Origin of the sequence: Schlesneria sphaerica, assembly GCF_044336245.1 — a bacterium.
In the GTDB taxonomy this organism is placed as follows: Bacteria; Planctomycetota; Planctomycetia; order Planctomycetales; family Planctomycetaceae; genus Schlesneria; species Schlesneria sphaerica.
The window spans coordinates 5,845,317-5,859,887 of the sequence record NZ_CP172346.1; the positions used below are offsets into that span (position 1 = coordinate 5,845,317).

A 14,571-nucleotide genomic window follows, 5' to 3' on the forward strand; every position below is an offset into this window, starting at 1 on the left:
ATTCGCTACCTTCCTCCGGCTTGCGCCGGCGCACTGTGTCCCCATGGGCTGCCTCCAGCCACTCACCACTGAGGATTCTCCAAAATGGCAGAACGAATTAGTTTGCTCCGCGTCTTTGTTGGTCTATTGACATTCGGACTCCATCTACATACGGCGGGGGCGCAGCCTGATGACGTCTCGCTTAGGGAACTTCCTCCGCTCAATTTCGAGCTGGTAAGCCAGAGCTATCGCGTCGATCCATACATTTCGGCCGCAGTAAAGCTGCAAGCAATGGGCAAAAACAAAGCGGTTCGCATCTTACGCGTTGCTGCGAGCGATCCTGAACAGAGCGAGAATTCGGTTTTTGTCCTGTGTAGAATGTTATTTGTGTCAAAGAATGAGCGAATCTTTCGGGCTCCGATGATCGGTACTCCGGAGTTGCTTGGGGGAACACGTCATGGGGACTGGCCGAATTCGCCAATTGATATTGTCGATGGCATACCAGTTGTGATTGTCCGTGGTTACACATTATTTGGATGTGCCGAATCCCCAGACGCGTACCTCGAGTACTGCCTTGATGAATGTGAATGGTCCCGATTTGAGTTCAGAGCAAGGAGTCCAGCCGTAAAATCCAAAGCATTGCAAACGTTGCTCGCATCACCCAAATGGAAGCTGGCGCTTGATGACACGGAGAAGCAATATCTTTCGTCGCAGTTCTCGCAAGACGATTAATACCACGCACAACTGCAAATGCTGTGTTCCCGTTAGTACCCAATCTTCCGGTAGCCCCTGCTCCATGGGTCTCGACAGTGGAGATCGATTGGCGCAGCGATTCTTGCGGCAATGAGATCACAAAAGCTAGCAGAATGGGCTATGTTGAAGGTGAGAAGCAGAGGGAGCTGTAGTATGTGCAACAAGGGATCAACACCCGTCAGGACTCGCGGATTATATGGTGTCATCAGCATTGTGTTGCTCTCGACAGCGACTCAGGTTTGCCTTCCGTATTGGTCTTGCAGCGTCTTTAAGCCCTCTGGGGAACGATCGCACACGAAGCGAGATTGGCGATCTCCCCTTCGCTTCGAGACTTTGATTGATTCGTCGAACTTGACTCGCCAGCAGAGAGTGACGATTTCCGGAGTGAAGACAGGAGACCAGCGTCTCCTGTTGTTGGTGCGAGAGCATTTGGGCACCGTGACGCCCACTTCTGCGTGGCCAACTGAACTTGTCGACGTTGACTTGAATAGCGGGGCCATCTCTACCTCCAAAGGACCGGACGGCGTTCGTTATGCTGTTTACGGTGGGGGCAAGTTATGGCTTCTGCCGGATGTCGCCAAAGGGACATCGCCATTTGTGTGTGAAGGGACTGCTTGGGCGATTCTTAGACGTGCAAAGCGGAAAGGCGTTTGTTCGCATCGAACAGTGGTTCAGTACATCGATCCTCACTGGCGGGATACAGGCCGGGTTATCGAGTCACCTGCATTTCGGATGGGAAATGATACATATATCGGAATGCAGGGGGAGCACAGTTTTTGGTTTCAGGGCGCCATAGATGGCCTCTACTATCAAAGGAATCTGCGACCGATCGATGAGAAAGATGTCGGTCGAAAGCCAGAGAATAATGATGAGATCTTGGGCGAAGGCGACATGCCGGGAGGGTGGAACTACATACCGATAGACGATGACTCTGAGGAGTTTTCAAGGGTACCACTTGCGTACTGGTTCAAGAGCGACCAGCCCTGCAGCTTGGAGATCGAGTCGACTGAATCCGAATCCTTTAGGTTTGTGTATCGCCGTTACTTGAATAACGGTAGAGTTTATACGCAGGCATTTCTGTGTCCGATTCGATGGCTCCAAGACGAGCAGCTCTCGTTTCAGTATGGCGAGAATGGTGGTTGTATGCACATCATACCCGATTCCGATGGCACTGCCCTAGCAGCTGCTCTAAACGGCATAGACGGACGATTGCATGTCTTCAAAGTAACCGACGGACAGCCTAAGCTTGTCGGCCAGAGGGGAAGTCCGAAGGTGAGATGGCTACTCCAGGATATCGGTTGTTTTGTACTACTGGCATTCTGCGCTCCATTGCTCCCGCTCATGGCAGTTGCTTGGATCGATCAATTCACACAAATGCGGCGAATTCGTCGCGATGCGGACCGGAACGCCATGGCACCTTGCATTGTCCAGCGGGGTATAGCGCGGGCGATTGACCTAGGCTTGATGTTGCCTTTTGCAGTTGGCGCAGTTGCATATCATCCTGATTTCATTGGTTGGTGGCTTCTCTTTGCTAGGGAGTGTCAGCGGTTCGTTAGTTCGATACAAAGTGTTTTTGATATTTTTCATTTTACGGTCATTGATGAAATGAAGGACGCGTCAGTGAAAGTGCTGGCACTGTTGTTCGAAGTACAGGTGGAGTGGCGAATGGTGACGGTTGTGCTTTTTCTTAGTCTGTGTCAACTCATCATGATGGGCAGATACGGACAATCAATTGGGAAGAAGCTTTGCGGGATTAGGATTGTAAGGCCAACTCTCCGTCGGTGCGAGTTCGGTCGGCTCGTATTGCGGGAGGTGTTATTGACGGTTGATACGTTTTTGTTGACGATGTGGTGGCCTGCATTACTCGTGATGTTCCTCACGCCGAGGTCACAACGTCTGGGTGACATTTTGGCTGATACTATTGTGATAACCGTCAGGGAAAGCCCAATCGCGAGTCGCTAATTCCCTGTGTGCGATTATGTGCTGTTCGACGGTAACTGTTAAGCCATTTTGGGCTTCTCAAGCTGCCGGGATTCGGTAAATTTTCTGCATCATGGATGATGTTGCGTTACTCAAAGAGCAGGTAGCGGCTTTGCTACATCGTGTGGTGGAGTTGGAAGCCCAAGTTGCGGAGCGTGATGCTCAGATCTCGGAATTGGAAGCAGAACTGGAACGGGTCCGCCGTCAGGGTTACAAACCAAAGCCGAATCGCAAGCCACCCGCAGGAAGCAAGAAGCAGGATCGTCGCAAGAAGCCATTTCGGCAGCATCCCGGTGTGTTTCGTGATACGCTAGGTGGCCCGACCGCCTGTTGAGGGCGGTCGGGTGCCGTAGGCACAAGATGCAATCTCGTCGGCTGGCCATGACGGATCCGTGGTGAATTCATCATCCGCTTCCAAGCCTGGCGGCCACCGAATCGGTAAACCAGCAGATTTCTGTTCAACGTACCAGCGAGCCGAACTCCACGGCCAGTCGCTGGCTCGTTCCACCAACCCGGCCCGAACGGGATTCCTGTGCATGTCGTCCAGTTTTTCTTCCACCTTGGCCCGCGACCCAATGTTGAATCCGTAGTAGCGTGCCTGCCAGATGGGTTCGGTGGAGTCAATCTGGGGCCAGTCGCTCTGGAAGCGCTGGGGCAACACGGTTTTCAATGATTTCGAAGTCTGTTCCTTCCACTTGTTCAGGCACGGGCTCAATTGCCACGTTTCAGGGAACCAGATGAGAGCATCGACGTGATCTGGCATGATCACAAATCCCCGGCAAAGCCCCTGCTGCTGTGCCAGTCGACTCCCTATGGTGCCAATGACGATTCTCCTCGCTTGCTCATGCTGCAGGTGGTTGCGCCTGTTGTCGCACGAGCGTGTCCCAAAGTGGATCTGCTTCGAGGTGGCGTAAACGCGTCTTTCAACCATGGTAGACAGAAGGAAACTGCGTGATGTGATCCCAAAAAAAGGGAACACTCAGGGCCAGCGCGTACTAACTATTGATTCCCATTAGTGTTTTGAGCATCACGTTATCATCCCAGCCACATCTTCTGCGGTTCATGGCGACGCTTTTCTTGTTTTGCTGTTGTTTGAGCAGCGAAAGAGTATGTCGGTTCAGCCACGCCATGTTCTCCCGAAGTTGCTTTTCTCGGATGCGGGACTCGTCTTCTCGATACGTGACATCCAAGGTCCAATGGCAACTGTTTTCAATCGACCAATGACTGCGAACGGCCTTGGCAAAGCACTTCACCCCCAAGGGGAGGCTACTGATAAAATACCGAATGTCGACGGTTTCCTTGCCTCCACGATCGACCATCGAGATGACCGCGCCTAACGTCTTCAGTGACGCCCAGCGATCAGCACCCGCAAGGACATCTGGAATGGGGAGTTGCACATAGGTGTGTCTCGGTGCGACCATGCCCGGTCTCCGTTGTTGTGTGCCGACGAGCGTCCACATCGGCGAAATCCGTTTGCATCTGTTCTTCGAGATAATCCGTTGCTGCCTGGTACAGGGATCCTTGATTCCCTTTCAGAGCGAGAACATAGTCGGCCTTCGCCTCAATGATCTGTTTGGCGATCGCTGTCTGAGTTCCCATGGCGTCAATCGTAATGATCGCGCCTCGGAGATCGACGAGTTTCAATACCTCGGGAATCGCCGTGATTTCATTGGATTTCTCGTCAGTCGCGACTTGCCCAAGGCTCAAGCCCATTTCGCTGGCCCAGATGCTGACAGAATGCAGAGCCCCCAACCCCTTCTTCCGGTCATGGCTGCGGCGTAATGTTTTCCCGTCAATCGCCAGCAGCAATTGATCATGATCCAGAACCTCCGCCGCTGCGGCCCGTAAGGCCTCCAGCCATTGCGTGAAGCACGCCTGAAAGGCGCCGGGGTTCAACGACATCAGCACTCGACGAAAGACATCCTTGCGAGGAATTCCCTGAGGCAAGTCGAGCAACCCCAGCAGAAAGTCTTTCTTCAGTTCTGCCCATTCCGCGATTCCCGTAGGGCCACTGCAACCACCCAGCACGGCCATGATGGAGATCACGATGACACTCACGAGGGGATGCTTCTGATTGATGGAAGAACGAGGATCCTCGAGTTCCGCGAAATACGGAATGATTTCCTCCAAGCTCAGACGAACGCTACCAGAGTCTTTCTTCGCCATGATCCACCTCAATGCCGCAGCTCGCTTCTTGTCGCAAACAATCGCATCAAGGTATGATGATTAGGCCCCTGGCGCAAGTTACCCCATCTTACCTATTTACCGCCGAGTGCGCGCTGGCCCTGTGGGCGAACCTCCTTTGATCAGGGTTCGGGGTCGCGGCTGGTCGAGCTTGCTTGATGAAGTCGAAAGCTTGTTCCGCCGTGAGACAACAGCGTTTGTAGCCTAACACGATCGCGGCGAGCGTGACGCTTCGTCCGTGACCGTTGGCGCAGCAAATGTAAATTCGGTCATGAGGGCTTTCAAAGGCTTCGATCGCCCGCTGACATTGGTCTTCAGAGGGGATTCCGCCGTCCAGTGTCGGAAGACAAATAATGGGAAGTCCACAGCGGATGGAGGCGGGAGTCTCAAGTTCGGCGGTGAGATCAATCACCAGGCTTACGTCATTTGGTAGATGTTTGAGTTCACAAAGTCGGCCAACATACAGATCCGGTAGGATCTGGCTGAAGGTGGGGGTAGGCCAGAGTAAGTTCTGGCCATAACAGGCAGCTTCCTGGAACAAAAAGTAGGGTGTGAGAACGACACGGTTCCGTGGGCCGATTCGTCCGCTCGCGCCCTTGCCGAAGACGCCCCGCCAATCCATCACGAAGGCAAATCCGACAAACAGCAAGTTGAACGAAGTCCATGCAATGAGAACCTGTGCGGTGATGCTCTCCAGGCCGCGAGTTGTCGCTGGCAGGATGACTCCTGACACCAGGAAGACGATCCCAAACATCGCTCGTCGCGGGACGTAATTCATTTTGAGCAGATGTCCAGAATGTGATGATGGAATCGAGCCATTTCATTCACGGTCGTTGTTGCCTGCGCTTGTCAGTTCGAACCGCTCTCGTCTGTTTGACGATTTGGGGCTACGTGGGGTGATTGTCAAATCCGAGACCCCGTTTGTATGATCCGCTGCAGATTGGGGGGCTCGATGACCTCAGGGGACTGTGCCTTCTTTTCCGTAGATCTCAAGGCCACCTCACTCACTGGTGTGGTCTGCAGATGGGGAAAGATCTCAGGCTAATTCTGGGATTGAGCAATCCCTGCAGTGAATACCGCTACCTGAGGCTGTTTCTGTCGGTCAGATGTTTCTTTCGGCGAAAAGGTTCGAATTTCAGCGATGACCAATGTTACGGATACGATGTCGGCGCTGAGAGATGTTCTGCAGAAATACTGGGGATACGATTCGTTTCGGCCACTGCAGGCGGAAGCGATGCGGACGATCATCGAGCGGCGAGACTCGGTCGTTGTCCTGCCGACAGGGGGCGGAAAGTCGATCTGTTTTCAGGCTCCGGCGGTGGCGATGCCCGGATTGGCGGTCGTTGTTTCGCCGCTGATCTCGCTGATGAAAGATCAGGTCGATGCACTGACGGAGTATGGTATCCCCGCGGCTTGCGTCAACAGTTCAATGACCAACGCGGAACGGTTCAAGGTGGCTGATTCCATTCGGCGAGGGGAGTTGAAGCTGCTGTATGTCGCCCCCGAGCGGCTGTGCAGCGACAAGATGCTCGACTTCCTTGAGACCAGTCAGGTTTCGTTCTTCGCCATCGATGAAGCACACTGTATCAGCGCCTGGGGGCACGACTTTCGGCCTGAATATCGGATGCTGCAGCAACTTCGCACGCGGTTCCCCGGGATCGGCGTCCATGCCTTCACTGCCACTGCAACAGAAACCGTGCGGCAGGATATTTCAGACCAGTTGGGACTGCGTGATCCGGAATGGCTGATTGGTTCATTTGATCGTCCCAACCTGATCTACCGGGTGCTGAAAAAAGGGGATGTCCTGAAGCAGGTGCGTAGCGTGATTGATGCACATCCTGAAGAATCGGGGATTGTCTACTGTATCTCGCGCCGTGAAGTGGACGAACTGGCACAGTCGTTGAAGCAGGCGGGATACAAGACGCGGCCCTACCATGCGGGGTTGTCGGACGAAGATCGCAATCGGCATCAGGACGAATTTCTCAACGACAAGACCCAAATTATTGTCGCCACGGTTGCCTTCGGGATGGGGATCGACAAGTCCAATATCAGGTACGTGATTCACACAGGGGCGCCGAAGTCGCTCGAACACTATCAGCAGGAGACAGGGCGTGCAGGCCGTGACGGCCTGGAAGCCGAATGCTGGCTCCTCTGGTCGTCCGCGAATTTTATTATCTGGCGAAAGATGCAGGAGGAACTTCCCCCCCCTGCCAAAGCGCAGGCCCTGGAAAGCCTGAAAGGGATCGAACGCTTCTGCACGGGGGTGTCGTGCCGCCACAAGGTGCTGGTGGAGCATTTCAATCAGGCGTTTGAATCGTTCAACTGCCGTGCGTGTGATGTTTGCCTTGATCAGCTTGATCTGGTGGCGGACCCCTTGGTGATGGGGCAGAAGATTCTTTCCTGTGTTGTGCGGGTGAATGAAAGTTACGGGGCGGACTACGTGGCACAGGTCCTGGTCGGATCACGAGATGCCCGCATTCTGGCGAATGAGCACGATCAGCTTTCGACGTACGGATTGCTGAAATCAGAGAGGAAAGAGGCTGTCCGCGACTGGATTGAGCAGTTAGCCTCGCAGGGATTTCTGGAGCGAGAGGGGGAATACAACACGCTCAAGGTGACCGACGCGGGCTGGAAGCTTTTGAAGGGGCAGGCCACGCTCAAGCTGCTGCAGCCAGCGAAGAAAAAATCGGGATCGGGATCGGGAAGTTCGTCCAAAGTCGAAGCGGCATCGTGGGAAGGTGTTGATCGTGAACTGTTCGACGAACTGCGGGGGCTTCGTCGGCGGATTGCAGAAGGTCACGGCGTCGCTCCGTTTGTGATCTTCGCGGATACGACCCTTCGTGACCTGGCCCGGCGGCGACCAACCAACCTGGCAAACTTTCGACTTGTGCACGGGGTCGGGGATAAAAAAACGGCTGACTTTGGGAGTTTGTTCACCGACGCCATTCGTGAATATTGCGATCGGCACCAGGTGGCGCGTGATCTGGACACTCCCGGAAGTACGACTCTGGTTCCACGTGTCACCCAATCCACCGAAGCTGTGACGTTGTCACCGACGAAGCAACTGGCCTTCGACCTCTTCCGCCAAGGCAAGTCGGTGGAAGACGTTGCAGCATTGACCGAGCGCACATCGTCGACGGTCTCGGATTATCTGATCGAATTTATCAGTACGATTCAGCAGTGTGACCCCGCACCCTGGGTGAATGAGTCCACTTTTGAAAAGGTCCGGGCAGCGGTTTCCCGAGTCGGAACGGATCGACTGAGACCGATTTTTGAGGCTTTGGATCAGCAAGTGCAGTACGAGCAGATCAAGGTGGCCCTGGCTTGTATCAAGAACCTCCCTCCGGTCAAATAGACGTCGGCTTATCAGTCCCTTTGAATTCGTCTGTCCGAGCGAAAATTCGCGGTTGTCATGGCTGAGCCCAAGGAGTCCGTGAAACGAATTCGACATTCCCGCTAGCCAATCAATGATTGTCGGAACAGATCGCATGCGTTCGCTGAGTCATCAGCGAACGCATGCTGTGCAAGAGGCCTATCGCTGTTGCACAGGGGTAGACTGTGATCAAAGTTTTTAACGTTGGTGATTGACATCAGTAGACATAGCGTCTTATTCTTGAGTGTTAAATTTTATTTTTTTCATCGAAGACGAAGGTACTCATGGCACGAACACCCCAGGACATCACTGACGCTGAATTGGCGGTGATTAATCTCTTATGGGAACGAGGGCGAACAACGGTTCGCGACCTGACGGATACGCTCTATCCCGGTGGCACCGGTGCGCATTACGCCACGGTGCAGAAGCTGCTTGAACGGCTGGAACTGAAGAAATTTGTGAAGCGGGACCGCAAGCCCTGGCCTCACATGTTCGAGCCGAAAATTGATCGTGACGAGCTGATCGGTCGCCGTCTGCAGGCTACTGCGGACAAGTTGTGTGAAGGTTCGCTCGCCCCCCTGCTCTCCCATCTGGTGAAGGCAAAGCTCAGTCCCGATCAGATCGGTTCGCTGCGTGATTTGCTGGACGATCTCGACAAGGAAAAAGGTCGATAGACCGAAGCTTTTCACTGTAGAAAAGCTTGTCACGGTAGACGTCTGGCCTGAGGCCAGATCGGAGTGGGATCCCTGGCGGATCTGGAGCGCAGGACTTCCGGCAGGAGCGCGCAGTGCTGACGTATCTCGAGTTTGCACTTATCAACGCGATGATGATTGTTCCGCTCGCCATTCTCTCTGAGATTGCCGGGCGGACTTTTCGTCGTCCCACTCTGACGCATCTCTTATGGGTTCTCATTCTTGTCAAGCTCGTGACACCTCCGCTGTGGCAAGTTCCGTTGATCGACCGTGAATGGCTGGTCACGGTTGGTCAGCAGTTAATTCCCCCTGTGCTGGCGGACGTGGATACCATCGAACTGCGGCAACGTCTGGCAGGTCTGAGCGAGGATTCGATTCACGAGTCGCAGTCCCAACCCAGCCCTCGACCCCGACCTCGCAGTCTGGCGGATCAGGACCGTCGGATGGCGGCCCGGGACGAGACCATTCAGTCGTACGTCACTCGATCGCTGCGCAGCCAGAATCTGCGTCTTTATGCTCTGGCCGTACTTCTGAATGTCTGGGCTCTGGGGGCGTTGACCTGGTTTGTCGTGCAGGGGATGCGATGCATTCGATTCCGTCTGGCGCTACAGCAGGGATGTGCAGCCGGCACGAAACTCCAGCGCACTGCCGACGTCATCGCTCAAAGGATGGGGCTGGCTCAAGCACCAACCGTCTGGCTGATGCCGGGGGTCATGTCCCCCATGCTCTGGGGGTGCGGACGATCACCGTTATTAGTCTTCCCTGAACTGCTGCTGGATCGGCTGGATGAGGAAGCGACGGCAACGCTGCTGACTCATGAACTGTCCCACTTCCGTCGTCGCGATCATTGGGTTCGCGTTCTCGCCCTGGTAACGACGGGACTCTTCTGGTGGCATCCCGGTGTCTGGTGGGCACGTCGCGAGATCGAAGCGGCGGAAGAAGAATGCTGCGACGCGATGGTTGTGTCGATTGCTCCATCCGTCCCCAGGCGGTATGCCCAGGCCATTCTCGACGTGGTCGATTTTCTCGCCGAGCAGGAATTGAGAATGCCCGCCCTGGCGACCGGCATCGGCCAGGTCCCCTTCCTGCGACAACGTCTCACCTGGATCATGAGTGGCCCCCGCCGCCAGGACATTGGCTTGTGCGGATGGGGACTGTGTGCATTGCTGGTCTGTCTGCTGCCCCTGCAGCCCTCGTGGGTTGGTGCACAGGGGACCTTGCTTCCGGCGACGGTATCGCCGATGGCTCAGTTATCCGTCCCGTGGAACGCGATTTCGTCCGTCGCGCCAATGGCCGGGGATCCGGGGGCCTCCCCTGTTACGGAGGGGACGAAGAACACGGATTCGGCGGAAGGTGAGCCCGGCAATGTAACGCGATGGAGCGGGTCTGAGGTGCAGGCACAGTCGTCTGATGGTCGCCTGGTTGTCGTAGGAAACGAAGGATTTCGCACGCTCCTGGACTTGGAGTCGGGTCGAGAAATCGAGCTGATCGATTTCTCGATCGAGGCGATGGCTTTCGGCCAGGGCTCACGTGAGTTCGTGTCCGTCAGTCGTGATGGAATGCTTCGATTGTGGAACACACAGACGCTAAAGATTGACCGTGAATGGAAGGTCCCCGGGGGGGACGTCAAGACGGTTGATCTTTCTGCCGACAGTTCCTGGATCGCAACGGGTGGTCGCGATGGGGTTGTACGGATCTGGAATCGGTCTGCAGACAAAGTGATGCAGGAATTTCCTCGCGAACTCGCTCCGATCAACTGCGTGCGGTTCTCACCCTACTCTGCCTTGCTGGCGGTTGCGACGGGGGACTGGATGTCTCCTCGAACAGGCAGAATCGCACTGGTCGATTCACGCGACTGGAGCGAGGTGATCTCGATGAACTGGAACTCACCTGCGGCAGTGGTGGCGTTTCACGCAGATGGTGATTCACTCGTCAGCGGTGACTGGCAAGGCCGCGTTGCCCGGTGGAGCCTCTCAACGGGGGAACTGCTGGGACTCAGTCGCGGACATGAGAAATTCATGGCCGCCGCTCAGTTTTCATCCACAGCTTCGCCGCTACTGGAAATTGATGTGCCGGATCTTCCCTCGCACTGGAGTTGGAACGAGGTCGAACCGGGCGAAAGCGGCCTGCGGATTTTCAGCCGCTGGGGGTTCTACTCTCTTTACAATCTCAGTCCTGCGTCCGCTTCAAGCATGTCGGCAAAGCGGTAATGACAGGTCAAGAAGCTGTTTCACGGCTCCATTGCCGCGCACGAATCTGCTGGGTGGAAAATCCCTTCTGCTGCGCTCATCGCGAGTCCGGGGTCGGGCAGTCGGTGCAGCCGCTGTGACACGCTGAACACCATGACTTTGACCCTGGATTCAATCCGTGTTTCCGAGACTGAGCACCATCGAGCACGCTCGCCGAGCTGCGGTGTTGTTCTCGGGGGTTCACATCTGCGGCCACGTGGGAGGGTGTTACTCGACTGCCGGAAGCGCAAAAAGAAAGGAGCCTCTGAATGAGAGGCTCCCTGATCTTTTGATTCCGAGTCTGCAAGCTCACCGAGTCAGGCGAGAGTTCGCAAAGCTCCCGAATGCGAGATCTCATCCAGGAAACTCGCTGTCTGCGATTCCCGGATGGGATGACACGCCATTGGGCTATTTCGTCTGAGATTCGCGGAAGGGGAACACGTCCACGGGCTGCAGGGCGCTGGGTGGCAGTGGGTTGGGGGAGTTGACGTATCCGAACCGGTAGCAGCCGACCATCCCTGACGTGACTTCAGCGACGTACAGCACTCCCGTGGCGACGGCCTGACCGGTCCCCTGATTGGCAGCACCCGCGTTCAGGAAGCCTTGTCCGGGGATGATCGTGTATTTGCCGTTCGAGCGGACTTTGAAATCCTGAGCGACGTTGGCAAACCAGAAGTTTGTGAAGGACTGCGACTGTGGGTTCAGCAACGCCCCCTGCAGTCGGCCCGTCGAGAAATCCAGTACAAAGACCGCATCGGGAAGTCCTGGACCGACTTCGACCGTACAAATGGCGAACTTGGCATCGCGGTCGGTTGCGCTGGCAAGAACCTGCTCATGCGGCCACAGATAGGCAAGGCAAAGACCGGCAATGACGCCGAATCCCAACCAGACAAGCTGACGTTCTTTCGCGTGTGATTTCATGAATCGATCCTGCTTCCATTGAGACCGGGGGATAGGCAGCCGAGAGGTGAAGTGTCCTGATGCGCGTTCGGCGTGTCCGACGGCCAAAATTTTAATCCGTTCAAGTGCATTCGGCTAGTTGAGCTGCGAGCGGGTCACGAAATTCCCCGTGAATCAGGGAGCGACGTCGGGAGTGTCAGCCGGGCGTTCCGGGGGACATTTCTTTTGACTTGGTGGCGACAGATTCTGTTTGTGGCTTGCTCACGGGGCTTCACCTCTCCCCTGCTCCGGTGACAATTCGTTTCCGTCGAATGCTGTAGTCCGCTCACCGTTCTGCTAATCTGCGTACTATGAACACCAGCTACTATCATTTTGATGTCGCCGTGATCGGCGCAGGCCATGCCGGATGTGAGGCTGCACTGGCAGCGGCGCGAATGGGCGCCAAGACCGTACTGCTCACCATGAACTGCGACAGCGTGGGCCAGATGAGCTGCAATCCAGCCATCGGTGGCGTGGCGAAAGGCCAGATCGTCCGAGAAATCGACGCTCTGGGGGGCGAGATGGGCCGGGTGATTGACGAGACCGGCATTCAGTTCCGGATGCTCAATCGCAGCAAGGGGGCTGCGATGCATAGCCCTCGTGCCCAGGCAGACAAAAAAGCCTATCAATTCGCGATGAAGTACCGGATCGAGTCTCAGCCGGGACTGACCCTCCGACAAGAAATGGTCGAAGAACTCCTTTCGGAACCAGGCGACGCCACGGCGGATCAAGCGGAATCGGGTTCCGCACCCTACCGCATTACGGGCGTCCGGGTACGTGGGGGAGGTGTCTATCACTGCCGCAGTGTGATCGTCACGACCGGAACATTCCTGCAGGCGATCATGCACACGGGGGAAGCCAAGACAGCGGGGGGACGTGCGGGGGACGGGACAACGGGAACCATGTCCGATTCGCTGAGGAGCCTCGGTTTTGAACTCCAGCGGTTTAAAACGGGAACTCCCTGTCGACTGAACGGCCGGACGATTGATTTCTCGGCCTGTTCCGAGCAGCCGGGGGATCCCCTGCCTCAACCGTTTTCTTATCTGACCGACTCGATCTCGCAGCCGCAGATTCCCTGCTGGTTGACCGAGACCAATGAAGGGGTGCACGAACTGATTCGGGCCAACCTTCATCGGGCCCCGATGTACAGCGGACAGATTCAGTCGACAGGTCCCCGCTATTGTCCGTCAATCGAAGATAAAGTCGTCCGTTTCGCGGAAAAGCCGTCGCATCATATCTTCCTCGAGCCCGAAGGGCGGAACACGTGGGAGTACTACTGCAATGGCATTTCGACCAGTCTTCCCCGGGATGTGCAGGACGAACTCGTTCGGTCAATTCGAGGACTGGAACGGGCCGAGATCATGCGCTACGGCTACGCAGTGGAATATGATTTCGCACCGCCGACTCAGTTAAGAGCCACTCTTGAAACCAAGCGCGTCGAGGGCCTTTACTTCGCAGGTCAGATCAACGGAACAACCGGGTACGAAGAAGCGGCAGGTCAGGGATTGATTGCCGGTGCGAACGCGGCGCTCAAGCTGGCGAATCAACCTCCCTTGATCATTGATCGCAGCCAGGGTTACCTGGGGGTCCTGATCGATGATCTGGTGACAAAAGGGGTCGATGAGCCCTACCGCATGTTTACTTCTCGCTCCGAGTATCGGTTGCTGCTTCGCCAGGACAACGCCGATCGCCGACTGACCCCCATCGGACGACGGATCGGTCTGGTGACGGAAGAACGCTGGCAGCGGTTCCAGCAGCATGAACAGGAGATCGAACGGGCCAGCGACTTGATTCAGCGATTGCGACATGAAGGGAGCACGCTGGAAGAGTGGTTGCGGCGACCGGAGGTCACCTGGACGGAACTGACTTTTCGCAGCAGCGAATTAGCATCACTAGCGATCGGGCAACTTGCCCGGCAGCAAGTGGAGATTGAAACCAAATATGCTGGTTACATCCGCCGACAATCTGCAGATATCCAGCGTCAAAACCAGATTCAGGTCGTGAAGATTCCGGAGACATTCAACTTTCAGGCGGTCGCTCAACTGCGCCGCGAGGCCAAGGAGAAGCTGGCTCGCGTTCGCCCGCGGGATCTGGGACAGGCGGGACGCATCAGCGGAATTACACCTGCTGATCTCACGATTTTGCTTCTCTATTTGAAAGAGCCTGAGCGGTTGGCCAGCGAAGGCTGACACGAATCGACATTGCTAAGCACGATCGATCGGATGGCATCCACGTTTGGACACTTAGTCAGGACGGGCCTTCGGGGGTGTGAGGTCGATGGCGAGGAAACGCGTTACTGGGTAATCTCGGTCGAGTTTGCCCCCCCGGAGCTTTAGACAGGCAAACGAATGTTGACCGAATTGTCAGAATAGTTACAATCGGTACTCACGGAAGATTCGGAAGGTTCCGCACTATCAACGGATGACGAAGAATCGGCATAGTG

General features: G+C 55.7%; 10 protein-coding genes and 1 pseudogene. 7 read left to right on the plus strand and 4 right to left on the minus strand.

Features of this window, described 5'->3' with window-relative positions:
• Nucleotides 1-84: 84 nt before the first annotated feature.
• The 3 genes from ACGY09_RS21125 (at nucleotide 85) to ACGY09_RS21135 (ending at nucleotide 3,046) form a co-directional block, all read left to right on the plus strand.
• On the plus strand, nucleotides 85-711 hold the full coding sequence (locus ACGY09_RS21125; protein ID WP_397569330.1) for a hypothetical protein: 627 nt from the start codon (nucleotides 85-87) through the stop codon (nucleotides 709-711).
• Nucleotides 712-1,116: 405 nt separating this feature from the next.
• Nucleotides 1,117-2,694 carry an RDD family protein gene (locus tag ACGY09_RS21130; RefSeq protein ID WP_397569331.1) on the plus strand — a complete coding sequence of 526 codons (1,578 nt, stop codon included), beginning with the start codon at nucleotides 1,117-1,119 and terminating at the stop codon, nucleotides 2,692-2,694.
• 91 nt (nucleotides 2,695-2,785) lie between these two features.
• A complete protein-coding gene (locus tag ACGY09_RS21135) occupies nucleotides 2,786-3,046 on the plus strand; it encodes a hypothetical protein (protein WP_397569332.1) in 261 nt (86 codons plus the stop codon).
• Here ACGY09_RS21135 and ACGY09_RS21140 read toward each other — a convergent pair.
• The 3 genes and pseudogenes from ACGY09_RS21140 to ACGY09_RS21150 all read right to left on the minus strand — a co-directional run bounded on the left by ACGY09_RS21140 (nucleotide 3,023) and on the right by ACGY09_RS21150 (nucleotide 5,674).
• A complete protein-coding gene (locus ACGY09_RS21140) occupies nucleotides 3,023-3,643 on the minus strand; it encodes an REP-associated tyrosine transposase (protein WP_397569333.1) in 621 nt (206 codons plus the stop codon). The genes ACGY09_RS21135 and ACGY09_RS21140 overlap by 24 nt on opposite strands.
• A gap of 64 nt (nucleotides 3,644-3,707) precedes the next feature.
• Nucleotides 3,708-4,878 (minus strand): annotated as a pseudogene (locus tag ACGY09_RS21145) (ISAs1 family transposase).
• A gap of 88 nt (nucleotides 4,879-4,966) precedes the next feature.
• A complete protein-coding gene (locus ACGY09_RS21150) occupies nucleotides 4,967-5,674 on the minus strand; it encodes a hypothetical protein (RefSeq protein ID WP_397569334.1) in 708 nt (235 codons plus the stop codon).
• A 363-nt stretch (nucleotides 5,675-6,037) separates the two neighbouring features.
• Here ACGY09_RS21150 and recQ point away from each other — a divergent pair, with 363 nt between their 5' ends.
• The 3 genes from recQ (at nucleotide 6,038) to ACGY09_RS21165 (ending at nucleotide 11,171) form a co-directional block, all read left to right on the plus strand.
• On the plus strand, nucleotides 6,038-8,251 hold the full coding sequence (recQ, locus tag ACGY09_RS21155) for a DNA helicase RecQ (RefSeq protein WP_373652995.1): 2,214 nt from the start codon (nucleotides 6,038-6,040) through the stop codon (nucleotides 8,249-8,251).
• Between the two features lie 302 nt (nucleotides 8,252-8,553).
• Nucleotides 8,554-8,943 carry a BlaI/MecI/CopY family transcriptional regulator gene (locus ACGY09_RS21160; protein WP_373652994.1) on the plus strand — a complete coding sequence of 130 codons (390 nt, stop codon included), beginning with the start codon at nucleotides 8,554-8,556 and terminating at the stop codon, nucleotides 8,941-8,943.
• 113 nt (nucleotides 8,944-9,056) lie between these two features.
• A complete protein-coding gene (locus tag ACGY09_RS21165) occupies nucleotides 9,057-11,171 on the plus strand; it encodes a M56 family metallopeptidase (protein ID WP_397569335.1) in 2,115 nt (704 codons plus the stop codon).
• 426 nt (nucleotides 11,172-11,597) lie between these two features.
• Here the strand turns inward: ACGY09_RS21165 and ACGY09_RS21170 are convergent, their stop codons facing one another.
• Complete coding sequence (locus ACGY09_RS21170; RefSeq protein ID WP_373652992.1) at nucleotides 11,598-12,110, minus strand: hypothetical protein; 513 nt, start codon at nucleotides 12,108-12,110, stop codon at nucleotides 11,598-11,600.
• A 329-nt stretch (nucleotides 12,111-12,439) separates the two neighbouring features.
• Between ACGY09_RS21170 and mnmG the strand changes: the two genes are divergently transcribed.
• Nucleotides 12,440-14,317, plus strand: coding sequence for a tRNA uridine-5-carboxymethylaminomethyl(34) synthesis enzyme MnmG (gene mnmG, locus ACGY09_RS21175; protein ID WP_373652991.1), 1,878 nt, complete (start codon nucleotides 12,440-12,442; stop codon nucleotides 14,315-14,317).
• The last annotated feature ends 254 nt before the right edge of the window (nucleotides 14,318-14,571 follow it).

Excerpts from the sequence above, each read along its gene's own strand:
- mnmG (WP_373652991.1), top strand. The coding sequence starts at position 12,440 with ATGAACACCAGCTACTATCATTTTGATGTCGCCGTGATCGGCGCAGGC.
- ACGY09_RS21135 (WP_397569332.1), top strand. The coding sequence starts at position 2,786 with ATGGATGATGTTGCGTTACTCAAAGAGCAGGTAGCGGCTTTGCTACAT.
- ACGY09_RS21150 (WP_397569334.1), bottom strand. The coding sequence starts at position 5,674 with ATGAATTACGTCCCGCGACGAGCGATGTTTGGGATCGTCTTCCTGGTG.
- recQ (WP_373652995.1), top strand. The coding sequence starts at position 6,038 with ATGACCAATGTTACGGATACGATGTCGGCGCTGAGAGATGTTCTGCAG.
- ACGY09_RS21170 (WP_373652992.1), bottom strand. The coding sequence starts at position 12,110 with ATGAAATCACACGCGAAAGAACGTCAGCTTGTCTGGTTGGGATTCGGC.
- ACGY09_RS21140 (WP_397569333.1), bottom strand. The coding sequence starts at position 3,643 with ATGGTTGAAAGACGCGTTTACGCCACCTCGAAGCAGATCCACTTTGGG.
- ACGY09_RS21125 (WP_397569330.1), top strand. The coding sequence starts at position 85 with ATGGCAGAACGAATTAGTTTGCTCCGCGTCTTTGTTGGTCTATTGACA.
- ACGY09_RS21160 (WP_373652994.1), top strand. The coding sequence starts at position 8,554 with ATGGCACGAACACCCCAGGACATCACTGACGCTGAATTGGCGGTGATT.